General features: G+C 64.2%; 14 protein-coding genes and 7 pseudogenes. 13 read left to right on the forward strand and 8 right to left on the reverse strand.

Going from position 1 to position 26,875, the window contains the following annotated elements:
* Window positions 1–257: 257 nt before the first annotated feature.
* Window positions 258–1,625, forward strand: a pseudogene (locus tag RDV64_RS09220) (PAS domain-containing protein); the annotation flags it as partial.
* A 337-nt stretch (window positions 1,626–1,962) separates the two neighbouring features.
* On the opposite strand, the pseudogene RDV64_RS09225 reads toward RDV64_RS09220, so the two are convergent.
* Window positions 1,963–2,305, reverse strand: a pseudogene (locus RDV64_RS09225) (IS5 family transposase); the annotation flags it as partial.
* A 54-nt stretch (window positions 2,306–2,359) separates the two neighbouring features.
* Here RDV64_RS09225 and RDV64_RS09230 point away from each other — a divergent pair.
* The 3 genes and pseudogenes from RDV64_RS09230 (at window position 2,360) to RDV64_RS09240 (ending at window position 4,622) form a co-directional block, all read left to right on the forward strand.
* Window positions 2,360–2,668, forward strand: coding sequence for an HWE histidine kinase domain-containing protein (locus RDV64_RS09230; protein ID WP_309198969.1), 309 nt, complete (start codon window positions 2,360–2,362; stop codon window positions 2,666–2,668).
* Between the two features lie 481 nt (window positions 2,669–3,149).
* Window positions 3,150–3,800 (forward strand): annotated as a pseudogene (istA, locus tag RDV64_RS09235) (IS21 family transposase); the annotation flags it as partial.
* A 287-nt stretch (window positions 3,801–4,087) separates the two neighbouring features.
* Window positions 4,088–4,622, forward strand: a pseudogene (locus tag RDV64_RS09240) (LysR family transcriptional regulator).
* Window positions 4,623–4,702: 80 nt separating this feature from the next.
* On the opposite strand, the gene RDV64_RS09245 reads toward RDV64_RS09240, so the two are convergent.
* Genes RDV64_RS09245 through RDV64_RS09260 form a run of 4 tightly spaced genes read right to left on the reverse strand, consistent with a single transcriptional unit; the run spans window position 4,703 to window position 9,256 of the window.
* On the reverse strand, window positions 4,703–5,617 hold the full coding sequence (locus tag RDV64_RS09245) for an ABC transporter permease (protein ID WP_309198970.1): 915 nt from the start codon (window positions 5,615–5,617) through the stop codon (window positions 4,703–4,705).
* Window positions 5,614–6,663, reverse strand: coding sequence for an ABC transporter permease (locus tag RDV64_RS09250; protein ID WP_309198971.1), 1,050 nt, complete (start codon window positions 6,661–6,663; stop codon window positions 5,614–5,616). Before RDV64_RS09250 ends, RDV64_RS09245 begins: the two co-directional genes overlap by 4 nt.
* On the reverse strand, window positions 6,660–8,297 hold the full coding sequence (locus RDV64_RS09255; protein WP_309198972.1) for an ABC transporter ATP-binding protein: 1,638 nt from the start codon (window positions 8,295–8,297) through the stop codon (window positions 6,660–6,662). Before RDV64_RS09255 ends, RDV64_RS09250 begins: the two co-directional genes overlap by 4 nt.
* Entirely contained in the window at window positions 8,294–9,256 is a 963-nt protein-coding gene (locus RDV64_RS09260) for a BMP family protein (RefSeq protein ID WP_309198973.1), read from the reverse strand. Before RDV64_RS09260 ends, RDV64_RS09255 begins: the two co-directional genes overlap by 4 nt.
* A 170-nt stretch (window positions 9,257–9,426) precedes the next feature.
* On the opposite strand from RDV64_RS09260, the gene RDV64_RS09265 reads away from it, so the two are divergent.
* Together RDV64_RS09265 and RDV64_RS09270 are read left to right on the forward strand one after the other, a co-directional pair.
* The gene (locus RDV64_RS09265) at window positions 9,427–10,239 is read left to right on the forward strand and encodes a cysteine hydrolase (protein ID WP_309198974.1); all 813 of its coding nucleotides are present in this window, start codon (window positions 9,427–9,429) and stop codon (window positions 10,237–10,239) included.
* A gap of 1 nt (window position 10,240) precedes the next feature.
* The gene (locus RDV64_RS09270) at window positions 10,241–11,401 is read left to right on the forward strand and encodes an amidase family protein (RefSeq protein WP_309198975.1); all 1,161 of its coding nucleotides are present in this window, start codon (window positions 10,241–10,243) and stop codon (window positions 11,399–11,401) included.
* 251 nt (window positions 11,402–11,652) lie between these two features.
* Here the strand turns inward: RDV64_RS09270 and RDV64_RS09275 are convergent, their stop codons facing one another.
* Together RDV64_RS09275 and RDV64_RS09280 are read right to left on the reverse strand one after the other, a co-directional pair.
* On the reverse strand, window positions 11,653–14,595 hold the full coding sequence (locus RDV64_RS09275; protein WP_309198976.1) for a hypothetical protein: 2,943 nt from the start codon (window positions 14,593–14,595) through the stop codon (window positions 11,653–11,655).
* Between the two features lie 498 nt (window positions 14,596–15,093).
* Window positions 15,094–15,231, reverse strand: a pseudogene (locus RDV64_RS09280) (IS5/IS1182 family transposase); the annotation flags it as partial.
* Between the two features lie 175 nt (window positions 15,232–15,406).
* Here RDV64_RS09280 and RDV64_RS09285 point away from each other — a divergent pair.
* The 7 genes and pseudogenes from RDV64_RS09285 to RDV64_RS09315 form a co-directional block, all read left to right on the forward strand.
* Window positions 15,407–17,389, forward strand: coding sequence for an oleate hydratase (locus RDV64_RS09285; RefSeq protein ID WP_309198977.1), 1,983 nt, complete (start codon window positions 15,407–15,409; stop codon window positions 17,387–17,389).
* Window positions 17,390–17,426: 37 nt separating this feature from the next.
* Window positions 17,427–18,053 (forward strand): TetR/AcrR family transcriptional regulator, encoded by a 627-nt coding sequence (locus RDV64_RS09290; protein WP_309198978.1) that lies wholly within the window; start codon window positions 17,427–17,429, stop codon window positions 18,051–18,053.
* Window positions 18,054–18,474: 421 nt separating this feature from the next.
* Window positions 18,475–20,061: an arylsulfatase gene (locus tag RDV64_RS09295; RefSeq protein WP_375143804.1), complete on the forward strand. Its 1,587-nt coding sequence runs from the start codon at window positions 18,475–18,477 to the stop codon at window positions 20,059–20,061.
* 65 nt (window positions 20,062–20,126) lie between these two features.
* The gene (locus RDV64_RS09300; RefSeq protein WP_309198979.1) at window positions 20,127–21,101 is read left to right on the forward strand and encodes an HAD family hydrolase; all 975 of its coding nucleotides are present in this window, start codon (window positions 20,127–20,129) and stop codon (window positions 21,099–21,101) included.
* 55 nt (window positions 21,102–21,156) lie between these two features.
* Window positions 21,157–22,239, forward strand: coding sequence for a formylglycine-generating enzyme family protein (locus tag RDV64_RS09305; RefSeq protein WP_309198980.1), 1,083 nt, complete (start codon window positions 21,157–21,159; stop codon window positions 22,237–22,239).
* A gap of 232 nt (window positions 22,240–22,471) precedes the next feature.
* Window positions 22,472–23,342, forward strand: a pseudogene (locus RDV64_RS09310) (integrase core domain-containing protein).
* 68 nt (window positions 23,343–23,410) lie between these two features.
* A pseudogene (locus tag RDV64_RS09315) lies at window positions 23,411–24,365 on the forward strand (IS3 family transposase); the annotation flags it as partial.
* Window positions 24,366–24,514: 149 nt separating this feature from the next.
* On the opposite strand, the gene RDV64_RS09320 reads toward RDV64_RS09315, so the two are convergent.
* A complete protein-coding gene (locus tag RDV64_RS09320; RefSeq protein WP_309198981.1) occupies window positions 24,515–26,644 on the reverse strand; it encodes an EAL domain-containing protein in 2,130 nt (709 codons plus the stop codon).
* Window positions 26,645–26,875: the final 231 nt, after the last annotated feature.

A 26,875-nucleotide genomic window follows, 5' to 3' on the forward strand; every position in this document is an offset into this window, starting at 1 on the left:
CGCATGTCTCTACCGCGATCCCTGTCAGCGTGATGACGCCTGCCGAAGCGGAACATCCCCCAAACGCCAAAGGGTGGACTCAGTCGCTCAGGAGTCGGGGAAAAAGCGGAAATTTTATTCAGATCGCTGGCAGCGGGGGTCTGATGCCATCCCGGACAACGCTTTCCAGACAGCTGCACGACGACGACTATCCCGGCCTTGGCAGGTATGTCTGGCGGCCTGAGGATGGAAGCCTGGAGTAGTCGCCCGGCCTCGTCCAGATCTACGGGCGCAAGTCCGCGCCGACGTCGGAAGCCGAGTTCATGGCGTGCCTGCATCGTGACGACAGGTTGCGGATCGAGGGTGAGACCGAAGCATTTCTCGCCGGTGGGGCCGACAGCTACAGCCACAGCTTCCGCATTGTCCGGCCGGACGGCAACGTCCGATACGTCATCGATAGGGCGAAGATTGAACGGGATGCAGCCGGCAAGGTGATCGAGATCCACGGGCTGAACATGGATGTCACCGATTTCCCGCACCTTGCCCGCGGCTCGATGGACGAAGAGTCGAGCGCGTTGGAAGTGGAGGAAGCCGGCGCGATCCGCGCCTTGCCGCAGCACGCTCGGGTCGACGCGGCGCTGGACACATACGGTCTGGTTCTGGCCGACATCGACTACCGCGCCGGACTGGTCAGGCTGAGCGGCTTCGCGGCGCGGCTCTATGGGCTGGGCGAGGGGGAGATGACGCTGCCGCGCAGCCATGTCCATGACACGGTCCACCCAGCGGACCTTGCGGCCCTGGCCTCACAGATCGAGTCCGCGCAGGATCCGGAGACGGGCGGCCGACTGGTTTGCGAGCATCGCATCCGTCGACCGGACGGCACAGTGCGATGGCTGCAGGTCCAGAAGCGCCTCTATTTTCATACTTGCGACGGTGAGCGTCGACCCGAGCGCGGCGTCCTCGCGGCAATCGACATCACCGACCGCAAGCTGGCGGAACTTGCACTGCGGGACAGCGAGGAGCGGCTCGCCCTGGCGCATGAGGTCGCGGGGATAGGCACATGGGACATCTACCTCACGGTCGGTCGCAGCGACTGGACCCGAGGTTTGTACGGCCTGCTGGGGATCGATCCATCGACGCCGGCATCGCCGGATCTGTTCTTCGAAAGGGTCCATCCCGAAGACGTCGCCGGACTGCGACAAGCCTTCGAGACCGCAATTGCCGAGAGATCGGTTTTCGAGGCTGAGTTCCGTGTGCTCACCGAAGACGGCGGCGTGCGGTACTTTGTCGGTCATGGCCGTGTGGTGAAGGAGAAGGCCGGCCAGGCCAACCGGATGGTCGGTGTGAACTACGACGTCGCCGGCCGCAAGGTCGCCGAGATGCACCTGCGCGAGAGTGACACCTGGTTGCGCCAGACCAGCGAAGCGGCCGGATTTGGCGTGCACCAGTTGGACGTTGCGCGCCAGGAGGCTCTCTGGTCGCAGCAAACGCACGCTATCCTCGGAACGTCAGGCGATGGACCGGTGGATCTGGAGCAGGTCCTCGAGACGGTGCATCCTGATGATCGCGAGCGGGTCCAGTCCGAGATGGCGGCGATCCAGCGCCGCGTTGGTGCCTACGAGCTCGAGTGCCGGATCGTGAGGCCCGACGGCACCATGCCTGGGTGCTGGACCGTGGTGAGGCATTGGCGCCGATCGATCCCCGGACGGGCCGTGTCGCGCGTCACCGGCACCCGGATCGACATCACCGACCGCAGGGGCGTCGAGGAGCGGCTGCGCACGGCAAACCACTCCCTTCGTTACATAATCGAGGAATCCCTCTTCGGCCCCTACACCGTCGACGCCGATTTCCGGCTGGTGCAGGTCAGCCGGGGTGCGAAGGCATTTTTCGGGAATATATCCCCGCTGATCGGCCGAGATTTCGCCGAGGTTGTGCGGCTGATCTGGAGAGAGCCGTTCGCGTCCGAAGCCATCGTGAGGTTCCGAGAAACGCTCCCCCCTTTGCCGCCGGCCGCGCACCGATGCGCTTTCACCGCGGACGAGTCGATCAGGATCGCCGTGGGTGGTCCGCCAGCTACCGCGAGAGCGTGGAAGACGTCGACCCACACACCCTTCGCCGCCCAGCGAACGAACCGGTTGTAGAGCGTCTTGTGGGGACCGCACGCCTCGGGCGCATCCTTCCAGCGGCAACCCGACTTCAGGACATGGATGATGCCGCTGATGACCCGGCGATCATCGACTCTCGGCTTACCCCGCGTGTCGGTCGGCAGAAGTGGCGCAAGGCTCTCAAACTGCGCCTCGCTCAGCCAGAAATGCGCGTTGCTCATGGCGATCTCCCTTCGGAGATCGTGGAATCAGATCCGTCTTAACGGATCGTGTTAATGGGTCCTGAGCCTAGGCAAACCGCATCGCGAAGCCCGGAGAACTTCATGGAGCGGTTCAGCGAACGTGTCCGCGCGCTCGCCACGAACCAGGACGTGCTGGTGAAGTCAGAGTGGAAGTCCGCCGATCTTTCTAACCTGATCCGCGCTCAGCTGGCTCATTTCGAGGACCTCCTCGATCGTCGCATCTCGCATCCATCTTCATGGACAGTCCATCGCCGCGATACCCACCGCGGCGGAAAGGCTCGGGATGGCGTTTCACGAGCTGGCGACCAACGCCAGCAAATACGGGGCTCTGTCGAACGATAGTGGATGCGTCCGGATCAGCTGGAAGGTCGAGGAGGGCAAGACCGGACCCTGTTTTGTCTTGCAGTGGCGCGAAGAGGATGGTCCGTCTGTTGAGCCACCGAACCTAACGGGTTTCGGCGCTATGATTACAGGCGCGCTCCTCGCGTCGGGGCTGAATGGGACAGTCGACGTCTACTACCCGCGTACCGGGTTTCAATGGTGTCTTCGCTTCCCTGTCGACGCTGTCTCGAATTAGGGGTGTTAGACCGCGTGAAACGGCCGAGGCACTGCAGAACGCAGCAAAGGCTATGGTTCCGGCAAGTTGACGTGGAGAATGTTCGCGCCCAGACCCTCTCCCTCCGCCACTTTGCATCCTAAGCCCTTGATTGTGGATCAGCGTGGAATAAGGACCCCGTTTCGGGGGTGATCGGCGTCCAAAAGGAACCCCGTCTGAGACGAGGGGTCACGGTGCTTCCAGGGACAATCTGGGAGCCGGATTGGGATGCTGGTGGTGGAGACGGTTGCGAAGATCCGGCGCGCGTATTTCGTACAGGGCAAGGCGATCAAGGAGATCTGCCGCGAGCTTCGCCTGTCACGAAAGACGGTGCGCAAAATCCTTCGGTCTGAGGAGACGGCGTTCACGTACGAACTGAGCGTCCAGCCGCAACCCAAGCTCGGCCCGTTTACCGATGAGCTCGATCGGCTGCTCGGTGCCAATGCGGCACGCAGCAGCGCCAAGCGTGTGACGCTGATGCGGATCTTCGAGGAACTGCGCGGGCTCGGCTACGAGGGTGGTGACGATGCGGTCCGGCGCTATGCGTCGTCTTGGCGACGGCGCGAGGGCACCGGAACAGCGGCGGCATTCGTCCCGCTGAGCTTCGACCCCGGCGAGGCGTACCAGTTCGACTGGAGCCACGGACAAGTGCCGAACGGCGGAACGACCGTCACCATCAGGCGAGCGCACATGCGGTTGTGCCATAGCCGCATGCCGTTCGTTCGCGCCTATCCGCGCGAGACGCAGGAGATGGTGTAGGGCGCCCACGACAAGGGCTTCGCGTTCTTCAAGGTCGCCTGCACGAGAGGCATCTACGACAACATGAAGACCGCGGTGGACGCGATCTTCGCCGGCAAGGACCGCGCCTGCAACCGCCGCTCTGGTGATCCAGTTGAGCGCCGTCGGCGTGCCGCCCAGATCAGCGCTAATGGACGGTGTCGCGACAGCGCCCCCGACAAAGCTGAGCGGCAGGATCAATGCGGCGAGGCAGACTGCGAACAGCACCTGTGACTTGCCGGCTGGGTGGGTGATTGTCCGATCGACCATGATTGCACCTCCATGCGGCATCGGGTTCAGGCCGCAGCGCAGACTTATTGCGGAGGGTTTGGTCGATAAACCGGCTGTCGTTCCGTTGATTGCGGACGAAAAGTCCTTAAATCGGCGATATGGATCGCATCAGCACCTTCGCGTCGTTTGTGGACGCGGCGGATCATCTGAGTTTCGTGAAGGCTGGGCGCGCGCTTGGGATTTCGGCATCCGCCGTCGGCAAGAACGTCGCCCGGTTGGAGGACAGTCTCGGAACCCGGCTGTTTCACCGCACGACCAGACGGATATCGCTGACCGACGAAGGCGCCCTGTTTCATGAGCGTTGCGGCCGTGTCCTCGACGACCTGCACAAGGCCGAGGCGCTCGTCTCGGGCCGCGCCGGCGGGCCGCAGACCATCGCCGTTGACCTGCAACAACATGGAAGCCCTGCGCGGGGCTGCCATCGCGGGGCTCGGCATCGCCTATATGCCGGACTTCCTGGCGACGGATGCGCTCGCCGCGGGGACGCTGCGCCGGGTGCTGGACGCGCACATCGCGGATCCCGGCCAGTTCAGCATCCTGTGGTCGTCCAGCCGACATCTCTCCCCTCGACTGAGAGCCTTTATCGACCACACCGCAGCGACCCTGTTTAACGCTGAGTCAGGGAACTCGTAGCCTCGCACAGGTGACACGAAGCCCCTCGCGGATCACCCCGCACCCGAGGCTCAATGGCAGATGATCCGGCGGCTGGCACCTCATGGGTACGGCATGGCGAGCGCGCGCGGTGCGTTCTGGCGGCCGACCAGCCCTGCAACGGCGAGGAAGGCCAGAAGGTAGGGCAGCATGATGAGAAGCGCATTCGGCGCCTCGATGCCGAGCGCCGGAAGCTGGAACTGAAGCGCCGTCGCCGCGCCGAACACGAAGCAGGCAAGGATCGTGCGCCCCAGCCGCCAGTTGCCGAAGATCACCGCCGCAATGGCAAGGTAGCCGGCGCCGCGCGTCATCCCCTCGGTGAAGGTGTGGATGTCGCCGATCGACAGGAACGCCCCACCGAGCGCGGCGATGGACCCCGTTACGAGGATCGCGCCATAGCGAAGGCGGTTCACGGAGAGGCCCGCTCCGGCGGCTGCCCGGGGCGCGTCCCCCACGGCGCGCAGCGCGACGCCGAGCCCGCTGCGGGTCATTACCCACCAGATCAGCAGCGCGATGGGGATCGCAAGATAAACGAGCCAGACCTGCTCGAACACGGCCGAGCCCAGCACCGGGAGGTCGCCGAGGCCGGGCGGCGACCACTTGTCGAAACCCGGGATGGTTTCGCGCGAGCGCGCGCCGAAAATCTCGCGATAGCCGAGCGTCGTGGCGCCGAGGACGAGAATGTTGATGCCGAGGCCGGTGACGATCTGGTTGGCCTTCAGCGTACAGGTGAGGAACGCCTGGAGGAGCGCGACGGGAAGCGCTGCCAAGACGCCGAAGAGAAGGCCGATCATCGGGTTGCCCGTCGCCCAGCTTGCGACCGCGGCGGCGAACGCGCCCGTCAGCATCATCCCTTCCAGGCTCATGTTGAGGACGCCCGCCCGCTCCGAGACGTATTCGCCCATCGCAGCGAACAGGAGCGGTGTGGCGAGCCTGATCGTGGAGCCCAGAAAGACCGCGAGAAGCTCCCAGCTCATCGGACGGTCCTTCCCATGAAGAGCGCGGCACCGGCGATCGCGATCACGATGATCCCCTGCACCACCTGCACCAGGGCGGCCGGCACCGAGGCCGCCATCTCCATCGAGATTCCGCCCGAGCGCAGGAAGCCGAAGAGAAGCGCACCGGCGATGACGCCGATGACGCTGCCGCGCGCCAAAAGGCCGACGACGAGCCCGTCGAAGCCATATCCTGAACTGAAGCCCGCCTTCAGCGACCATTGTTCGCCTTGGAGCATCATCGCGCCTGCGAGTCCGCCGAACGCGCCGGCCAGCATCAGCGCGGCGACGGTGAGCCGATCCGTCGCGATTCCCGCCCTGGCGCCGGCGACGGGATTGTAGCCGACGAGGGCGAGGCGGAAGCCGAAGGCGGTCCGGTTCAGCGCGACGGCGGTGAGGACGGCGAGCGCCAGTGCGATCGGCACCCCGATCGTCACCGGGGAGGCGTAGGACCCGGTGAGGAGCGGGATCTGCGTCGCCATCGGGATTTCGGGTGATTCGGGCAGCGTCGCGGCCGACGTCATCGGCTGGCGCAGAAGGTCCGGCGACTGGACGCACCAGTAGAGAAGCCACACCGCAATGAAGGAGAGGAGGAGCGTGGAGATCACCTCGTTGGTGCCGACGCGCGCCTTGAGGACCCCCGCGATCCCGCCCCAAAAGGCGCCCGCCATCGTGGCGGCAAGCATCGGCAGGATGAAGGCGAGGCCGAGCGGAAGGACATCAACCCCGGCGTGGAGCGCAACCGCCGTTGCCGCGATGCCGCCGACCGCAATCTGCCCCTCGCCGCCGACGTTGATGAGGCCGGCCCGCGCGGCAAGCACGAAGCCGAAGCCGACGAGCGCATAGACCACCGCCCGGTTGAGCGACACGGAGATCGCGTAAGGCGAGCCGAACGCGCCGGAGGCAAACGCCTCGATGGCGCGCGGCACCGAGGCGCCCATCAGCGCAATGAGGAGAAGGCCCGCGGCAAAGGCCACGAGAACGGCCGCCACCGGGACGACGAGAGGAGCGCGCAGCGCCTGGGTCATGCTTTCTGCCCCGCCATCATTGCACCGATTGCGGCGCGCTCGCCCGCGACGGCGGGCCGCGCGCCGACAATCCGCCCGCGATACATCACGAGCACACGGTCCGCGACGGCTATGAGTTCGTCGAGTTCTGAAGAGATGAGAAGCACTCCAGCGCCTTGATCGCAGGCCTCGCGGACGAGGCCATAGACAGCCTCCACGGCGCCGACATCGAGCCCGCGGGTGGGCTGTGCTGCGAGCAGGAATTTAAGGTTCGGTGTTGTGAGTTCGCGGCCAAGCACCGCCTTTTGCTGGTTGCCGCCCGAAAGGCTTGCAAAGCGCGCGTCGGGGCCGGTGGCGCGCACGTCGAACCGGGACATCAGCGCGGCAGCCTCCTCACGCATCGCGCGGCGGTCGAGGAGACCGTGGCGGGAGAAACCGCCGAGGCGGTTGTTCAGCATGTTGTCGCCGACGGACATTTCGACAGCACAGGCGACGTGGTGGCGGTCCTCCGGCACAATTCCGACCCCGGCGCGGGTGATCGCGCGCGGCCCGCTTTCGGTCAGGTCGACGTCGCCGGCGAACCAGCGCCCGCTGCTGGCCCGCTCGAGCCCGGCGAGGATCATGCCGAGTTCGCTCTGGCCGTTGCCCTCGACACCGGCGAGCCCGACGATCTCGCCGCGGTCCACGGTGAAGGTGAGCGCATCGAGGCGCACCTTGCCGTCCGCATCGCGGTAGGTCAGCGCATCGGCCTGCATGGCCTCGCCCTGATGGGCGCGCGCCCGTGGCGGCGTGGCGGACGCGGCCGGGGTTGTCTCCCCGCCCGACATGCCGAGGGCGGACATCATCGCAGGGTCGAGGCTGTTGACGTCGCGCTGGATCATCGCCGCGACGAGGCGGTCGATCTCCTCGCCCGGCCGCTCGGAGGTGGCGGCGATCCGGCCACCGGCAAGCACGGTCGCTCTGTCCGCGGCCCTGCGGATCTCGGCAAGCTTGTGGGTCACGAGCACAACCGCAGCGCCGGCGTCCGCCACGCGGCGGCATGTGGCAATCAGCCCGTCGATCTCGTCCGGAAGAAGCACGGCGGTCGGCTCGTCGAGGATGAGGAGTCCCGGCTCGCGCATCAGACAGCGCACGATCTCCACGCGCTGGCGCTGACCGACGGAGATGTCGCCCACCTTGCGGAACGGCTCGATGGAGAGGCCGTACCCCTGTGCGAGCGCCACCACGCGCTCCGCCTCGCGCTTCCTGTCCAGCGCACCGAAGCCGAGGCCGAGGAGGAGGTTGTCGAGAACGGTGAGCTCTTCGGCGAGCGAGAAGTGCTGATGCACCATCGCCACGCCCTTCGACAGCGCGTCCCGAGGCCCGGTCGGTGCATAAGGCGCACCGGCGAGCATCATCGTTCCCGAGGTCGGCCGGTGGATACCGAACACGAGATTACAAAGCGTGGACTTCCCCGCGCCGTTCTCGCCGATGATGCAGTGGATCTCGCCTGTTCGAAACGCCACGTCGACATCGGCGAGCGCATCGAATGCGCCGAAACGCATGCCAATGTCATTCAGCTCGAAAAGCGGCGCCGCACTTGCGCGCGCGCCATCAGCCACGTTGGGCAGCGCCGCGGTCGTGCCGCGCGCCCCGTGCTCCTCGTCGACCCTCAACCTTCGAGGACTTCGATCTCACCGGAGAGGATCTTTTCCTTGATCTCCTCGATCTTGGTCTTCATCTCGTCCGTCGCGCCGCACACGATCATGTCGGACGCATCGGGCCCCATCTGAAGGCCGAACGGCTTGTAGCCGGCCTCCCACGTGCCTGCGGTGGCCTGGTCGATGGCGTACTGGACCTGATAGCCGACGCCGGTCACCGAATAGGCCGGGTAGAGCGGGTCGGTGCCGCAGCGGTCGGTGTAGCTGCCGACGATCTTGGTGTCCTCGTCCTTTGCCGCCTGCTCCATGCCGCGCAGGCCAAGGTTGAGGATGTGGTAGTGAACGTCCGCGCCCTGAGCGATGGCGGCGAGCGTTGCCTCCTTGGACTTGGCAACATCGTCAAAGTCGCCGGTGTAGGTCTCGAAGTACTTGATGTCCGGCTTGATGTAGCGGGCGCCGTTACCGAACTCGGTGCCTGCGTTGACGATGGATGGGATCTCCATGCCGCCGACGTAGGAGACCGCGCCGTTCTCCGACAGCATCGCCGCGGCGGCGCCGGCCACGAAGGCGATCTCGGCCTGCTTCACGTCGTAGCCGGCAACGTTCGGCAGTGTCTCGCCCTCGTTGCCGCCGACGATGGAGAATTTCGTGTCCGGAAAGCGTTTGGCGATCTTGAAGACGGCAGCCTGGGTCTGCCCGCCGACGCCGATGACGAGGTCGTTCTGCATGGCAAGCTGCGTGATCGCCTGCTCCATGTCGGCGTAGTTGATGTTCTCGATCATCTGCACTTCGATCTCGTCGCCGTGCTTCTCCTGCGCAGCGACGAGGCCGTCATAACCGGATTCCATCCACCCCTTGTCCGACTTCGATCCCGGAATGAGGATGCCGACATTGAGTGCATCAGCCAGCGCCGGTGTCGCGCCGAACAGGGCAACGCAGCCAAACGCTGCAACAAGGGTCTTCGTCAGGGTCATGGGAGCATCCTTTGATCTCGGTTCGTGAACTGCGCGGGTTTTGTCCCGGCGGGGATTTTTTTCCCGCAACTGCAAGTTAGGTGCCAAAGCGGACCATTCCGGCGCGCTGACGCCCCTTTGGCGTCGCTTTTGCATCCGCCTTCGATTGCTTGAAAGGCGGGAGAAAAAGCGTGGATGCATGGCGTGACGACCGACACGGGGGCGGCCAGCTCGGCGTCGGCCGTAACTATCACTGGCAGGCGAACGCTGACGTCGTGGACATGGCCATGCCCGCGCCGCCACCGCGGCCTGTGCGCATCTCGGCAGAGCCGCAGGACGTCGTCGTCGACCTCAATCGCACTGCGATCGTCGTGATCGACATGCAGAACGATTTTTGCGCGCCCGGCGGGTGGGTCGACCATCACCTCGGTGTCGATGTTTCGCCGGGTCGTGCGCCGATTGAGCCGCTTCTGGCCATGTTGCCCAATCTGAGGGCAGCGGGCGTTCCGGTGATCTGGGTGAACTGGGGCGTGCGGGCCGACATGGCGAACCTGCCGCCCAACCAGATCCACCTCTACAAGAACGACGGCGGCGAGGGCGGCATCGCCGAGCCGCTGCCAGGCAAGCCCGGCGGCGAAAAGGTGCTCGCGCAGGGCACATGGAACGCCGACGTGGTCGACGAACTCGCGCCGGAGGCCGGCGATCTCAGGGTCGACAAGCATCGCATCAGTGGGTTCTGGGACACGCCGCTTGATTCCATCTTGCGCAATCTGGGCGTCAAAACCGTTCTGTTCGCCGGCGTGAACACGGACCAATGCGTGCTCCATACCCTCACCGACGCGAATTTTCTCGGTTACGGCTGTGTGATGGTGTCGGACTGCTGCGGAACGACGTCGCCTGACTTCTGCGCCGAGGCGACGGTGTGGAACGTCAAGAAATGCTTCGGCTTCGTCTGCGATTCGAAGGACGTGAACGACGCAATCGCGACCGGCTCCGGCAGCTAGCATGGTCCTCACGGGCGCGGGCTCGGACGATGCCTTCCTGCCGGGGCCGCGGTGTGAGCGGCCGGCGACAGGGCATGGCCGGCTCAATGGCCTGCGCCTGGCGGTCAAGGATCTGTTCGATATCGAGGGCGAGGTGACCGGGGCGGGGGTGCCGGACTGGGCCGCGGCGGAGGCGCCTGCGGCGGCGGATGCCGCGGTGGTGCGGCTCCTGCGCGAAGCCGGCGCTCGGGTGGTCGGCAAGACGATCACCGACGAGCTCGCCTACAGCCTCGAAGGCGAGAACCCGCACTACGGCACCCCGCTTAACCCGCGCGACCCCGCAGCACTGCCGGGCGGTTCGTCGTCCGGCTCGGCCTCTGCGGTCGCAGGTGGTCACGCCGACATCGCGCTTGGTACCGACACCGGCGGCTCGGTGCGCGTTCCAGCAGCGTTCTGCGGCATTTTCGGCATTCGTCCAAGCCATGGCGCGACCTCCTTCGAGGGGATGACGCCATTTGCACCGTCCTATGACACCGTTGGCTGGTCCGCGCAGGACGCAGCGATGCTGGAGGCGGTCGGCGACGTCCTCCTTGCCCAAGCACAGCCGGCCACCGACTGGCGCTTCCGTCTTGCGCACGATGCCTTGGCGCTCTGCGAGCCGGACGCGGCGCTCGGCGCCCTGACAGTTGCCCGCGCGACGGGGGCGGAGGCGGTGGACGTGATCGGCGACGACTATCAGCAAAGCACCCTCGCCTATGCCGCTGTCCAGAACGCCGATATCCGCACGGCGCTCGGCCCGAGACTGAAGGCGCGGCAGCCGTACCTTGGCCCCGCCGCGCAGGCGCGGTTCGACAGTGCGCTGTTCGCCGATCCCGCTGAGGTCCCGCCAGCGAGGCGCTACCGCAATGCGGCGCGCAAACGGTTTCTCGCTCTCGTGCCGGAAGGCGTTGCGCTCATCATGCCGACTGTGCCCGTCAGCCGCCTGCCGCGTGACGGCCGCGAGGGGCTTCTGGAGAGCTTCTATGCAAGGGCGCTTGCGCTGAACGCGGTTGCCGGCCATGCGGGTGCGCCGCAGGTCCATCTCCCCCGTTTTGGGCCGGCCGGTGTCTCACTGCTCGCGCGGCCCGGTAGCGACCGCGCGCTCCTCACCCTCGCGCATCGATTGGCGTATGTTGGCGTTTGAGTGCGGTTTAAAGCGGAGGCCAGACGGACTGCCTCTCGCAAAACCGTCCAGAATGCGAAGTCGCCGAAGAGACCTTTTATCCGTCAAGCGACCGGCAGATGACGGATACCATCATCCACTAATACACATCGCCCGTTCGGTTACGGCGACCCTGACCTGACCGCGTTGGCATCAAGCCGGATCGGGCCGCCTGTGACGGCGGTAGGGTGCGGTGTGGCCGGAACACGTGGGGGCGCGCTCCGGCCAGCGCGTCACGTGAAGCCGACGAAGTCGTCGTCGGTCAGGTTGGCGAGGGCGAAGTTCTTCAAGGTGACAGCGCCGTCGTCACCGAGATCGATGAGCGTGTTGCCGTTGCCGTTGCCCTCGCGCAGGATGGCGTTCGCCTCGGCCGACTCGCGCGAGGTGATCCCGTAGTCGGTGAGGTCGAGGCGGTCCTCCCCATCGGCGAAGTCGCGGACGAAGTCGGTCCCGAATGAGCCACCCGAGCGAGTGTCGTCAGCGAAGACGAACCGGTCGTTGCCCGCTCCGCCGTTCAGAAGATCGTCGCCGGACCCGCCGGTGATGACCTGGTCTCCGTCGAAGCCGAACACGGTGCGGTCGCCGTCTGCGTCCGTGCGCTCCCGGAGCACAAGGGCGCCGCCCACGAATTTTTTTTCCATGACGCCGCCGCCGGTCAGGTACAGCGTCTTGGACTCGATCACGCCGCTCGTATCGTATTCGTACTCGGTGGCGGTGAAGTTCGGGTCGTCGTCATCATAGTCGATTGTGCGTGAGGCGAGGGTTCCATCGGCATTGTAGGTGAACGTGCAGGTCTCGTAGGTCATGGCATCGGCCGGACCGTCGATGAGCTCCACCTGTGTGGTGGTCTCGCCGTCCGCCGCGTAGGTCGTCGTGGCAGTGACCGAGTTGTCGCGGACGACGATGGTCTGGCTGCGCACGCCGTCCTGATAGGTGCTCTTCACCATGGTATAGTTTTTCGTATCGGCCGGACCGTCGATGAGCTGCACCTGTGTGGTGGTCTCGCCGTCCGCCGCGTAGGTCGTCGTGGCGGTGACCGAGTTGTCGCGGACGACGGTGGTCTGGCTGCGCACGCCGTCCTGATAGGTTCTCGTCACCGAGGTATAGTTTTCCGTGTCGCCCGGCCCGTCCGTGATGACCGAACGGGTGATGACACCGTCCTCGTCGTAGACGGCGGTGGCGGAGCGGCCGTCGTCGAAGTCAGTGCGCATCTGGCGCAGGTCCCCGTCGCGCTCGAAAAGCCGGGTCTGGGTTTGATAACGCTTGCCATCCCCGAGCTCTGAGGCGTCCGTGTAGACCATCTCGATGCGATCGTCCGCGGACGACGTGACCGTCACTGTGGTGCCGTCGTCGGGAAAGGTGACGGTCTCGGCCCCGGCGTCGAGGAGACTGACGATCTCGGAGAGGTTGGGTGCGGCGCCAAGGACAACGGTATCATCCTCGCCGCCGAGGTCGGTGATGAGGGGCGCATAGGTCGCGTCGGGCAGGACGATCGTGGCGTTGGTGCCGTCGGTTTCGATCGCCTCGACGGAGGTCAGCGTGACGCCGGTGAAGTCGTACGTGCCGCCGCCTTCAAGCCGCACGGTGTCGGTACCCGCGCCGCCGTCGTAGCTGTCGCCGGAGGTGAGCGTGGCGGCGGTGAAGATGACGGTGTCGTCGCCGTCGGTGCCAGTGAGGGTATCGGCCCCGGCGCTCGGCGCGGTGCGGAAACCGTAGACCACGTAGGCCTCGCCGGCTAAGATCCCGCCGTCGTCGCCGTACGGTGCCCCGACGATGACGTCGTCGATGCCGTCGCCGTTCACGTCGCCCGCCGCTGACACGCTCCTGCCCGCTTCGTCGCCGCCGGTGTCGCCCTGGATGATGAAGCCCTGGGCTGCGGTGAGGGCGCTGAGGTCGATTGTCCCCAGCCCGCCGGACTGGCCGTAGACCACGTAGGCCTCGCCGGCAGCGTTCCCGCCGTCAGAGCCGCTCGGTGCCCCGACGATGACGTCGTCGATGCCGTCGCCGTTCACGTCGCCTGCCGCCGACACGCTCCAGCCCGCAGCGTCGTTGAAGGTGTCGCCCTGGATGATGAAGCCCTGGGCTGCGGTGAGTGCGCTGAGGTCGATAGTCCCCAGCCCGCCGGACTGGCCGTAGACCACGTAGGCTTCGCCGGCAATGGACCCGCCGTCGTCGCCGAACGGTGCTCCGACGATGACGTCGGCGATCCCGTCGCCGTTCACGTCGCCTGCCGCCGACACGCTCCAGCCCGCTTGGTCGCCGCTGGCGTCGCCCTGGATGATGAAGCCCTGGGAGGCGGTGAGGGCGCTGAGGTCGATGGTCCCAACCCCGCCGGACTGGCCGTAGACCACGTAGGCCTCGCTGGCACGTGACCCGCCGTCGTTGCCGTTCCGTGCCCCGACGATGACGTCGTCGATCCCGTCGCCGTTCACGTCGCCCGCCGCCGACACGCTGAAGCCCGCTTGGTCGCCGCCGGTGTCGCCTTGGATGATGAAGCCCTGGGCGGCGGTGAGGGCGCTGAGCTCGATGGTCCCCAGCCCGCCGGACTGGCCGTAGACCACGTAGGCCTCGCCGGCATATCTCCCGCCGTCGTCGCCGTACGGTGCCCCGACGATGACGTCGTCGATGCCGTCGCCGTTCACATCGCCTGCCGCCGACACGCTCCTGCCCGCTTGGTCGAATTCGGTGTCGCCCTGGATGATGAAGCCCTGGGCGGCGGTGAGCGTGCTGCGGTCGATGTTTCCCATCCCGCCGGACTGGCCGTAGACCACGTAGGCCTCGCCGGCTAAGGTGCCGCCGTCAGAGCCGTACGTTGCCCCGACGATGACGTCGTCGATGCCGTCGCCGTTCACGTCGCCCGCCGCCGACACGCTGGTGCCCGCATAGTCGCCGCTGGTGTCGCCCTGGATGATGAAGCCCTGGGCGGCAGTGAGGGCGCTGAGGTCGATGGTCCCCAGCCCGCCGGACTGGCCGTAGACCACGTAGGCCTCGCCGGCATAGGTCCCGCCGTCGTCGCCGCTCGGTGCACCGACGATGACGTCATCGATGCCGTCGCCGTTCACGTCGCCCGCCGCCGACACGCTGGTCCCCGCTTCGTCGCCGCCGGTGTCGCCCTGGATGATGAAGCCGTCGGTCTGGGTGGCGGCGAAGTCGGACAGGTCGATAATTTTGGGCATGGTCGAGCACTCCAATATTGTTTGTGCCAGCCACGCGCTCACCTTCGCGACGGGAGAGGTTGTCTGGGCGCTTATGTGAAATTCACATACCACAGGATCCAATTTTGTATGCAGAAATTTAAACTAGAATAAAATACTCTTGGCGCGCAGGGCTGTCGGGTCGAAATTGCGAGCGTATTGCAGCCACAAACGGGGCTCGCACTACACGATGCAGCGGTGATCTCTTCCATCGAAAGCAGCATGATCAGGCTGGTCATCTCTCCAGAGGGCTCCACTGGTGATCGAATTATTGGCAGTTCGAACAGCGAGTCGAAACGCTCTAAAGATCCATTGGATGCGATGGACGACGGTTGGCTCCGTTGCACAAATCGGGTGATGGCCGAGGCCCCCTTTCCCCGGACAGGCTTATCCGACAGCATCCGTCACGGGTACGCCGATCGGGATCTGGCTGAGCAGGCCGGGCAGGGACAGGTGCGTCGCCGATACGGCTGCCCCTCCGCCACGCCTGCCTGTCGGCGCAGCATCCCAGCTCATTCCGGGATCGAACCTGATTGTCAGCGAGCCGCGGCGCTTGAGCGCTTTGTTATAGGCTGGCCGGTTTCTCGTCTTGTCGGTCCGCGGGATCGGTCTGCTCATGCATGCCAGCTACCACGCGGGATTTTTGCCACGGAGCGCGTCTGATCGGCCCCGTCACCCAAATTCGACCATCGCTAAACTGGCATATCAGTTGATATTCGAATATCAGTTGCTATCTCTTGTTCATAAGGCCGCCACGTTCGATGCGGCCAGATGACAGATAGCGGAGCCTCACATGACCCATGGCGCAAACGCCGTCCTTGACGGCCCTTCCACTGCTCCGATTGGTTTCGAGCACGAGCCTGACGCTACGGCGGGCTATTGGAGCCACCGTGCCAAGAACACCTTGCCGCCACCCGATTTCATTGGCCCCTATGCCCGGCATCGCCCGCTCCCCACGCCCGGCGTGGAAGACCGGAAAGCCTGGATTATCGGTGGCGGTATTGGCGGGCTCGCCGCAGCATTTTACCTGATCCGGGACGGCCATATGCCGCCCGCCAATATCACCATCCTTGAAGAGATGGAGATTGAGGGCGGGTCAATGGACGGCTCCGGCAACCCCGAAGACGGCTACCTTATCCGGGGCGGGCGGGAGATGAACTGGAACTATGACACCCTGTGGGACATGTTCCAGGATGTTCCAGCCGTGGAGCTGCCTGAAGGCTATTCGGTCCTGGATGAATACCGCCTGCTCAATGACAACGACCCCAACTATTCCAAGGCGCGCCTGATGCGCAATCAGGGTGAGATCGTCGATTTCACCGATATGGGGCTGACCAGATCCCATCAATGGGAAATGATCCGTCTGATGCTGAAGAGGAAGGAAGACCTCGATGATTTGACCATTGAGGAATACTTGTCCGAAGGCTTTCTGAGCAGCAATTTCTGGGCGCTGTTCCGCTCCATGTTCGCGTTCAAGAACTGTCACAGCCTTCTGGAAACCAAGCTGTACATGCACCGCTTCCTGGATGCCGTTGACGGCTTCGGGGATTTGTCTGCCCTCGTTTTCCCCAAATACAATCAATATGATACCTTTATCAAACCACTGGCGGACATGCTGCGCCAGAAAGGCGTGCGCTTTCAGTTCGGCACGCGCGTGCGGGATCTGGAGCTGAGCGAGACCGGCGCTCAGAAGACCGTGACCGGCATTGTCTCAACTGTCTCAGGTCAGCCCCGGCGACTGGAGGTTGGGGGCACCGATCTCGTCTTTGCGCTGACAGGTTCGATGACGGAGAACACGGCCTATGGCGATCTGGACACCGTGCCACAACTGACGGTCGGACGACACGAGCCCGGCGAAGACAGCGGCTGGACGCTCTGGCAAAACCTGGCGAAAAAGTCTGATGTCTTCGGCCATCCCGAGAAGTTCTATGGCGACACCGACCAGTCGATCTGGGAGTCCGCCACCCTGACCTGCAAACCCTCGCCGCTGGTCGACAAGCTCAAGACGCTTTCGGTCAATGACCCGTATTCGGGACGCACGGTGACTGGCGGCATCATTACATTCACGGATTCAAACTGGCTGCTGAGCGTGACGTGCAACCGGCAGCCCCATTTTCCCGATCAACCGGAAGACACGCTTGTCTTGTGGGTCTATGGCCTGCTGATGGACCAGCCGGGCAATCATGTCGGCAAGATCTTGCCGGAGTGCACGGGGCGGGAGATTTTGAGCGAACTCTGCTATCATCTGGGAATTGAAGACCAGATCGATGATGTGGTCGCGAGCACCAAGGTTCGTACCGCGCTGATGCCCTATATCACGGCGCAATTCATGAAACGCGCTGCCGGCGACCGCCCTCGGGTCGTGCCGGAAGGATGCACGAATCTGGGTCTGATCGGGCAATTCGTGGAAACCCGCAACGACATCATATTTACCATGGAGGCCTCTATCCGCACCGCCCGGATCGGCGTCTACAAATTGCTGAACATTCCCAAGCAGGCGCCCGATATCAGCCCGACCCAGTATGACATCCGCAATCTCCTCAGGGGCGCGCGCGCGCTGAATAGCGGCAAGCCGTTCCCGGGGGAGAGATTGCTGCACCGGCTGCTGGATCAGACCTATTACGCGCATATCCTGCCGCCCCTGCCGGAACCCGATACCCAGCGCCGTGAAGCCTTCGAGGCCGAAATCGATAGTCTGGCCGCCAAAGGCGGCGCCGCGCTGAAGGCCGTGGGGAGCTGGATCAGCAACGTCCGCAAAGGATTCTCGAGCGAATGAGCGCCGAACCCGGAGTCACAGCCAGAAGACCCTCGCCATGACAGATGCCCCCCGTCGATTGTCGCGGCAGGAACAGCAACAGCGCACGCGCGAGCGCCTTCTGGATGCGGCCGAAAGCCTGTTCGCCGAAGGCGGGGTCAATGCGACCTCGCTTCGGACCGTGTGCGAGAAGGCGGGGTTCTCCCAGGGTGCTTTCTATTCCAACTTCGCAAGCAAACAGGACCTTTTGCTCTCGGTTCTCCAACGTCATATCGAACGGGAAGCGGTCCTGCTGCAGGCTCTGGTGAAATCCGCGTCGAGCGATACGCTCGATCACGCTCTGGAAGGGTTTGCAGAGCACCTCACGGCGATTGCGGAGCAAACGCAATGGTCCTTGTTGGCGATCGAACTGCAATTACAGGCGCAGCGTGACCCCGATTTCGCCGCGCAGTGCGCGCACGCGCGCAATGCCAGCTATGACGCTCTGGCCTCGGTTCTGGACACGCTGAAAACGCGCTTCAAGCTCAGCTATCAGCTTACAACACGGCAGCTTGCGATCAGCCTTTACGCCCTATGGTCCGGGCTCGTTCTGTTTCGCGCGGGAGATGATGCGACATCTCGTGCGGAAATACTTCTGTCCTATTTCAGAGGACTGATTGCGTCACCCAAACCTTTGAAGGGTTGAGTGTAGTTTTCCGAATTATCTGGCGCACAATTCGACACGCTCCTTGGCATGCGACTTCGCGCCCCTGCAGGCGCTCGGACGCTCGGCGGCAAGCTGCCCACGGCGCCTATGCCAGATAATTTTTCAAATTCTGCGCCAGATAGCGCGTCGAATGACAGCGAGCTTACCAGTGTCGTTCTTTCCGCGATGAGATTGACGGGCACCTTGGATTTTCGGAAATCGCGCCGAACGGCAGCCTTGCCACCGCTCTTTTCCAGGAGCTCTGGCAGCGACGAACCGCTCCGTCTCGCAGCCGGCATAACCGCAACCTCTGCGGCACTCCGCCTCACGCTTAGCGCGAAATTACCATATAAAACGCCTTTTGATTGCCATTTCCTCCCATAAGCTCAACCACAGTGGTTCCTGGAACCTGCATCTATAATTGTGGGAGGATTTTTTTAGATTTTTCATATGCAGCATAATCGCACTCGGTTGCACTGCCGGTGCCTTTGAAAATGCTGCGGCCCAACACACGTCCCAACAAAATCAAAGGCCGAACATTCTCGTCATCTGGGGCGATGACATCAGGCAGACCAACCTGTCGACATACAGCTTTGGTCTGATGGGTTACGAAACGCCGAACATTGATCGCATCGCCAACGACGGCATCAAGTTCACCGACTATTACGCGGAGCAGAGCTGCACGGCTGGGCGGTCGACCTTCATCACCGGCCAGTCGACGCTGCGCACCGGCCTGTCCAAAGTGGGTCTGCCCGGCGCCGATCTTGGTCTGCGCGAAGACGATGTCACCATTGCTTCCGCGCTCAAGGATCTTGGCTACGCTACGGGCCAGTTCGGCAAGAATCACCTTGGCGACAAGGATGAATTTCTGCCGGTCAACCACGGCTTCGATGAGTTTTTCGGCAACCTCTACCACCTCAATGCAGAAGAAGAGCCGGAGAACCGCAACTACCCGACCGACCCGAGCTTCCGCGAGCAGTTCGGCCCGCGCGGCGTGATCCGTGCCTCCGCAGACGGCGAGATCGAGGACACGGGTCCCCTGACCCGTGAGCGGATGGAGACGGTCGACGAGGAAACTTCGGCGGCCGCCATCGAGTTCATGCAGCGCCAGGTCGCCGAGGACACGCCGTTTTTCGTCTGGATGAACGCCACGCGAATGCACTTCCGAACCCACGTCAAGGAAGAAAATCGCAGCGAACCCGGGCTGACCGCGCTGACCGAGTATGCCGACGGCATGATCGAGCATGACGCGATGGTCGGGTCGATCCTCGACGCAGTCGATGAGCTTGGCATCGCGGACAACACCATCGTGATGTACTCAACTGACAACGGGCCGCACCAGAACTCCTGGCCCGACGCCGGCACGACCCCGTTCCGCAGCGAGAAAAACACCAACTGGGAAGGTGCTTTCCGCGTGCCTGCCGCGCTCCGCTGGCCCGGCCACATCGAGCCCGGCACCGTCAAGACCGGGATGTTCTCGGGGCTCGACTGGTTCCCGACGCTGCTTGCCGCCGCCGGCGACGCCGACATCAAGGAGCGACTGCTCGAAGGCGCCACTGTCGACGGCAAGGAGTACAAGGTCCACCTCGACGGCTATAATCAGCTTCCATACCTGACCGGCGAAACCGACGAGTCGGCCCGGAACGAGTTCTTTTACTTCAACGACGATGGCGTCATCGTCGGCCTCAGATACGAGAACTGGAAGTTCGTGTTCCAGGAGCAGCGCGAAACGGGGACGCTGAACATCTGGGCCGAGCCGTTCACGCCGCTGCGTGTCCCGAAGATCTTCGACCTGCGCTCGGATCCCTATGAGCGAGCCGACCGGACCTCGAACACCTACTATGACTGGGTGCTGGACCACGCCTTCCTGCTGGTGCCGGCTCAGGCGGAAGTCGCGCGGTTCTTCTCGACCTTCGAGGAATATCCGCCGTCGCAGCGGGCTGCGAGCTTCTCGGTCGACCAGATCCAGGAGCAGCTTGAGAACACTTTGAGCGGCATGGTTCAGTAAGAGCACCGAGCGCCCGCGGGGAATTTTTCTCGCGGGCCGATCACTCCCATCAGTTGGAGTCTGCAATGCGCCGCATCCTTGCCCTCGCTGCACTGTTCGCTCTGCCGGGCTTTGCCCACGCGGATCCGCTTCCCTCCTGGAACGACGGGGACGCCAAGGCCGCCATCGTCGAATTCGTCGAGAGCGTCACCGATGCCGCCGCCGACACCTACGTCACCCCCGCCGACCGGATCGCCGTCTTCGACAATGACGGCACATTGTGGGCCGAGCAGCCGGTCTACTTCCAGTTCCTCTACGCGCTGGACAAACTGAAGGAGATGGCCGCCGCCGACCCCTCGATCCTGACATCGGACCTGCTGAAATCGGCGGCCGCCGGCGACATGAAGGCGATCGCCGCAAGCGGGACGGAGGGGATGCTCGAAATTGCCATGGTCAGTCATTCGGGAATGGCAACCGATGACTTCAAGGCCAGCGTCCGCAGCTGGCTCGACACCGCACGCCACCCCGAGACCGGGATGGCCTACGACAGGATGATCTACCAGCCGATGCTGGAGCTTCTCGCCTACCTGCGCGACGAGGACTTCCGCACCTTCATCGTTTCGGGCGGCGGGATCGACTTCATCCGCGTCTTCTCGCAGGAGGCCTACAACATCCCGCCAGATCAGGTTATCGGCACCTCCGGCAACGCGCGCTACGAGGTCGCCGATGGAACGCCTGCGATCATGAAGGACCCCGGCATCTTCTTCATCGACGACAAGGAGGGAAAGCCGGTCGCAATCGAGAGCCGCCTCGGCAAGCGCCCGATCCTCGCTGCCGGCAATTCTGATGGCGATTTCCAGATGCTGGAATGGACGACCGCCGGGGACGGACCGCGGCTCGGCCTGATCGTTCACCACACCGATGCCGAGCGCGAGTTCGCCTATGATCGCGACGGCGCCGTCGGCAAGCTCGCGCGCGGTCTCGACGAGGCCGGGACGCGCGGCTGGCTCCTCGTCGACATGCAGGACGACTGGGCTACAGTCTGGCCCGGCAGTCGTTGACCTTGCCGGATACGCCAGAGACTCGCGCGATCAAGGCAATCGCGAAGGAGGGGCAGTGATACTGACACGATCCGCCGTTATTCTCTGCGCGCTCGGTGCCACGGGGTTCGCCGCCGGGGTCGTATTCGCGACCGAAGGGACATCGGTGCCCTTCGCGCAATCAGCTCCTGTCGCCTTGGCCGCGGCCGCCTGCCCGGAACGGCCCCAGGCCACCGGAGAGGTGTTCATCAAGGGCGGCGCGTTCACCATGGGCTCCGACAGCGACCGGCCGGAGGAGCGAATGGCCCACGACGTCCTGGTCTCGGACTTTTTCATTGACCGGACGGAGGTGACGAACGCCGAATTCGCCGCGTTCGTGAAAGAAACCGGTTACATCACGATCGCCGAGCGCGGCATCGGCGCGGCCGGTCGCGGAAAGCTGCCCGACGCGCTGCTGCAGCCGGGCGGCATGGTGTTCGCCCCGCCCACCGAGCCGGTCGGCGACTTCACGGACGTTTCCAGGTGGTGGCGATGGGCGAAAGGGGCCAGCTGGCGCCATCCGGAGGGCCCCGGCAGCACCATCGAGGACCGGGACCATCATCCGGTCGTGCAGGTCTCGATTGAGGATGCGTATGCCTACGCCAAATGGGCCGGCCGCGCGCTGCCGACCGAGGCGCAGTGGGAATACGCCGCGCGCGGCGGCCTGAAAGATAAGCGCTACACCTGGGGCAACACCTACGACGAGGCCGACGCCGACAAGGCGAACACATGGCAGGGCGCGTTCCCGACCAACGACGAGCAGATCGACGGTGCCCACGGCACGGCCGCGGTCGGATGCTATGAGGCGAACGGATATGGCCTTTACGACATGGCAGGCAACGTCTGGGAGTATGCGCAGAACTGGTGGGTGCCTGGCCACCCTGCCGTTGCTGCGACCGACCCCCTCGGCCCGACCGTTCGCGAAGCCTTGACCCATGGCACGGCGCTCGGCCCGCAGGTGACGGTCAAGGGCGGTTCATGGCTGTGTGCGCCCGTCTATTGCGCGCGCTTCAGGCCCTCGGCCCGGCAGCCCCAGGAGCTCGCCCTCGGATCAAATCACATCGGCTTTCGAACCGTGCGGCTCCCCGGCAGTCGAGTGCGAACGACCGATGTCCCATAACGTCCCATTATGCGTCCGGCGCCGGAAATAGCAGTTTAGTATTGTCCCACTTCAGTAGATTTGAGATGCGTCGCCAGACTACTCATCTCGTGGTCAATTATTGAGGTGAGGGATGTCGGTGTCGAAGCGGGGGCGTCCGCTAGTGAGTGTTCCCCGTCAGCACCTATGGTCCAGAATTGAGATAGTGATTTAAGGAGGGTTTGGGTCTCGTCGTCCTGACGAAGGAACGAAGATGAGATCCAAACTCTCGAACACGAAAAAGCCTGCGGAGCAGGTGGTAAAAGACATTTGTCGGGCAACCCGGCGGCACTTCTCGGCGGAAGACAAGATCCGGATCTTGCTGGATGGCCTGCGCGGCGAGGACAGCATCGCCGAGCTCTGCCGCAAGGAATGCATTGCTCAGAGCCTGTATTACACTTGGTCGAAGGAATTCATGGAGGCGGGCATGCGCCGGCTTGCCGGTGACACCGCCCGTGCCGCCACGACCGGCGAGGTGAAGGATCTGCGCCGCGAGGCCAGCGGGCTGAAGGAATGCGTCGCCGACCTGACGCTCGAGAACCGCCTGCTCCGCAAAAGCAGGAGCGCGGATGGGGGCGACGACGCATGAGGTATCCCGGAACCCAGAAACTCGAGATTATCAGGATCGTCGAGCAGTCCCACCTGCCGGCGCGCAAGACGCTGGCGCATTTGGGTATCCCGCGCCGAACTTTCTGCCGCTCGTGAACCACAGGCCACGCCTGCTGCCAGATAATGGCCCTTGCTCCATCACCAGCGATCTCGACGATTACATCGAGGCCCACAAGATGAATCATGTGCGCGGTGCGCCCTTCCACCCCAAGACCCAGGGCAAGATCGAGCGCTGGCACCAGACCATGAAGAGCCGCATCCTGCTGGAAAACGACTTCCGGCCCGGCGACCTCGAATGCCGGTTCGCAGCCTTCGTCGCGCACTACAATGACCGGCGGCACCACGAGAGCCTGGACAACGTGACACCCGCCGATGCCGACTTCGGCAGGGCCGCTACCATCATCAAACAGCGTGAGAGGATCAAGCGACAGACCATCGAAGATCGGCGTTTGCAGCACCGCAAGCTCGCCGCCTAACATCAATCATCAGACGAGGCCGACACTCCGCAATCTACGCCCCGACCTGCGCCGAATGTTCTGACGACGGACAGATGCCGTGGGAGGTGCGCAAGCTACGTCAGCTCGAGGAGGAGAACACGAAGCTGAAGCGGCTCGTGGCGAACCTCTCGCTGGACAAGGCAGTGCTGCAGGACGTGCTTGCAGAAAAGCTCTGAAGACTGCTCGCAGGCGCTGCGTGATGGATGAGGTTCGAGGGACCTGGAAGATTTCTGTCAGGCGCGCCCACGCGGTCCTGACGATCGATCGGTCCAAGTACACCGACCAATCGCGACGCGGCGATCAGGCTGCTCTGAGGGCGCGCATCAAGGAGATCTGCGAGACGCGGGTCCGCTACGGATCCCGGCGCGTCCACGTCCTGTTGCGACGAGAGGGTCGGCCGGTGAATGCGACGAGGATCTACCGACTAGATAAGGGGTCGGGCCTGCCGCTGCAAACCAGGGTCCCAAAGCGGCGTTTAAAGGCCAGGCTGCGCGATGACCGCAGGCCGGCCACGCAGACGAACGAGACGTGGACGACGGACTTCGTTCACGACCAGCTCGCCACCGGCCGCAAGGTTCGCATCCTGACGATCTTACGACACGTACTCGCGCTTCTCGCCGACAGTCGATCCGCGGTTTAGTTATTGGAGAGAGGACGTGGTGCGGGCTCTCGAACGGACCTGCCGGGAACCAGGCTATCCGCAAGCGATTCGGGTTGACCAGGGGAGCGAGTTCGCCTTCCGCGACCTGGATCTGTGGGCCTGCCAGAAGGGCGTCGTTCTCGACTTCTCCCGGCCGGGCAAGCCGACCGACAATGCCTTCATCGAGTCCTTCAACGGCAAGCGTCGCACAGAATGCCTGAACGCCCACTGGTTCATGAGCCTTGACGACGCCTGGGCCAGGATGGAGGCTTGGTGTAGAGACTAGAACGAAGTTCGCCCTCACAGCGCGCTGGGCCAGAGGACCCATCGAGCTGATGAAACCCGCTCAGGCCGCTTCACCACGGCTCGAGCGCACACCCCCGGAAATTCTCCAACCGGGTGGTCCAAAGACGGGGGGCACCTCAGATGCTTTGTCAGCGAGTTCGCATGTTAACTCAGCGGAACTTTCCACTTTCGGGGGGAATGTCCAGATCATCCATGCCGGGGTCCGTCAGGTGGCGATGGCAGTAGGCCGGCCGAGTAGATAGCCCTGGCCGAGACCGCAGCCCAGCTCAATCAGAAGCGCCTCCTGCTCGGGGGTCTCGATGCCCTCGGCCACCACCTCGAGGCCGAAATCGTCTGCAAGGCGCAGGACGGCCCGCACCAGGCGCTGATCGGACTTAGCGCTGGACAGGCCCATGATCAGCGAACGGTCGATCTTCAGGAAATCGAACGGCATCGATTGCAAGATGCTCAGCGAGGAGTAGCCGCGGCCGAAATCGTCGATCGCAAGATGGACGCCCAACCTGCGGATCGCGCGCAAGCTGGCGAGAGCCGCGGCCGGCCGTTCGGCGATGGTGCTCTCTGTAATCTCCAGGCACAGCCGCTCCGGCGGAAACTCCCAGCGTTCCAGCGTGTTAATTACGGAAGACTGCAGGCCCGGATCGTCGAGTTCGAGGGGCGAGACGTTGACATTGAGCCGCCAGTCGCCGCCCACGCGCGTCGCAATTTCCACAGCCTGCTCGATGATGCTGATGCCGAGCGCGCGGATCTGACCCGTATGCTCGGCCACCTTCACGAACTCCTCGGGGCTGACGTCGCCGAGTTCGCTGTGCTGCCATCGTGCCAGTGCTTCCCGCCCGACCAGCTCGCGGCTGCCGAGGCGCATGATGGGCTGGAAGGAGGGGCGGATTTCTCCCGCCTCGATCGCCCGCTTGATGCTGTGCACGATCCGGGCGTGGCGCTCGACCTTCTCCTGAATTGCAGCGTCGAACGAAACGATTCGGTTCCGCCCCCCTTCCTTGGCCCGGTACATCGCGGCATCCGCCCGTCGCAGCACCCCCTCCAGCTCCAGGTCGTGGCCGTCGTGAACGAGGAGGCCGATGGAGGCCGTGACAAAGAATTCCCGTCCGTCCAGGACGAAGGGCCCGGAGACGCGGTCGAAGACCTCCGCGGTCCGTGTCTCGAGCTCGGACAGGTCGTCGATTTCCTCGATCAGGATGACGAACTCGTCCCCGCCAAAGCGGGCCACGGTGTGGGGAGAGCCGACAGCATCGACGAGACGCTGCGCGACCTGCCGCAGCAGCTCGTCGCCGATGCTGTGGCCGTGGCTGTCATTGACGAGCTTGAAGTGATCGAGGTCGAGGAAGAGAAGGCCGATCAGGTGGCCGCGCCGCTTCGCCCGCTTGGCGGCGCGCATCAGACGGTCGGCAAGGAGCGATCGGTTGGGCAGGCCGGTCAGCATGTCGTGCATCGCCTGATGGGCGAGAAGGTCCTCCGCCTTTCGCCGCTCGGTGATGTCACTGGCGGTCACCACGAGCCCGCCAACGGCCGGGTCCGCACGCAGGTCGATGGCGCGGGAGGCGAGCCAGCGCTGTCCGTCCGGCGTATCGACGAGGCAATCTGGCAGCGCCGTACCCCCGCCTTGCGTTCCCTCACCGAGGAGGGCGCTCGCCGCCGCCTCGACATTTTCTCGGTGGTCCGCGTTCAGTGCACTCCACCAGCATGCACCCGTCATGGTCCGCCCCGTGAGGCGCTGCACGGAGGGGCTTGCCCATGCCACCAGACCGTCCTCATCCATGACGAGGACGAGGTCTGAGGCGTGCTCCGTGATTGCGGCAAGGCGTGCCTGCGCGTTGGTCACCTGCCGTGCAGCGTCCCGGCGCACGAGCGCGGAGCAGACCACGTCGCTGACGGAGGTGAGGAGGCTCACCTCGCCGGCGGAGAAAATCCGGCGGGCGCGGACTGCGTCGAAGCCGACGAAGCCGAACAGCTCGCCGGCGTTCAGCATGGGCACCACAAGAAGCGACTTGACGCCCTGCCTTTCAAGAAGCTCGCGCTCTTCGGCCCGTACCGCCGGCAGCGCCTTCACGTCGGGAACGTACACCGGCCGGCCATCACGAAACGGTCGCAGCCAGAACCGGATGATGTCCTGCGGCAGGTCCTGAAGCGTTTCGATCTCGGGCTGGATGCCGGGGGCGCACCATTCGTGGGTGTTGGTGATGAGGGCACCGGGGCGCGTTTCGAAAACGTAGGTCCGATCGACGCTGACGAAGGCGCCGAGGCGGGCGAGCGCTTCGTCGACACCGGCCGGAACCTCGTGGAGCGCACGATGCACGAACTGACCGATGACCTCTGTCACCAGCGCCTGCATTTGCGTCAGCCGCTGATACGCTTCCCGCACGTCCTCGATCGGTTCGGTCGCAGGGCTGGCGACAGTCTGCATGCTCGACCTCTGTCTACGTCAGTGCACGATACTATAAGGGCTGAGAAAGAAGACACTTCATTTATCAAATCAAATGATGCCAATACCAAAAAATGCGGCGGCAAAATGGATGGAAGGCCATCAAAAGGGGGCTGTCGCCGGCGTTCG

Origin of the sequence: Acuticoccus sp. MNP-M23 (assembly GCF_031195445.1) — a bacterium.
GTDB lineage: Bacteria > Pseudomonadota > Alphaproteobacteria > Rhizobiales > Amorphaceae > Acuticoccus.

Coding starts and splice junctions, on each gene's coding strand:
- RDV64_RS09275 (WP_309198976.1), bottom strand. CDS start 14,595: ATGCCCAAAATTATCGACCTGTCCGACTTCGCCGCCACCCAGACCGAC.
- RDV64_RS09250 (WP_309198971.1), bottom strand. CDS start 6,663: ATGACCCAGGCGCTGCGCGCTCCTCTCGTCGTCCCGGTGGCGGCCGTT.
- RDV64_RS09260 (WP_309198973.1), bottom strand. CDS start 9,256: ATGACCCTGACGAAGACCCTTGTTGCAGCGTTTGGCTGCGTTGCCCTG.
- RDV64_RS09290 (WP_309198978.1), top strand. CDS start 17,427: ATGACAGATGCCCCCCGTCGATTGTCGCGGCAGGAACAGCAACAGCGC.
- RDV64_RS09230 (WP_309198969.1), top strand. CDS start 2,360: ATGGGTCCTGAGCCTAGGCAAACCGCATCGCGAAGCCCGGAGAACTTC.
- RDV64_RS09285 (WP_309198977.1), top strand. CDS start 15,407: ATGACCCATGGCGCAAACGCCGTCCTTGACGGCCCTTCCACTGCTCCG.
- RDV64_RS09245 (WP_309198970.1), bottom strand. CDS start 5,617: ATGAGCTGGGAGCTTCTCGCGGTCTTTCTGGGCTCCACGATCAGGCTC.
- RDV64_RS09300 (WP_309198979.1), top strand. CDS start 20,127: ATGCGCCGCATCCTTGCCCTCGCTGCACTGTTCGCTCTGCCGGGCTTT.
- RDV64_RS09270 (WP_309198975.1), top strand. CDS start 10,241: ATGGTCCTCACGGGCGCGGGCTCGGACGATGCCTTCCTGCCGGGGCCG.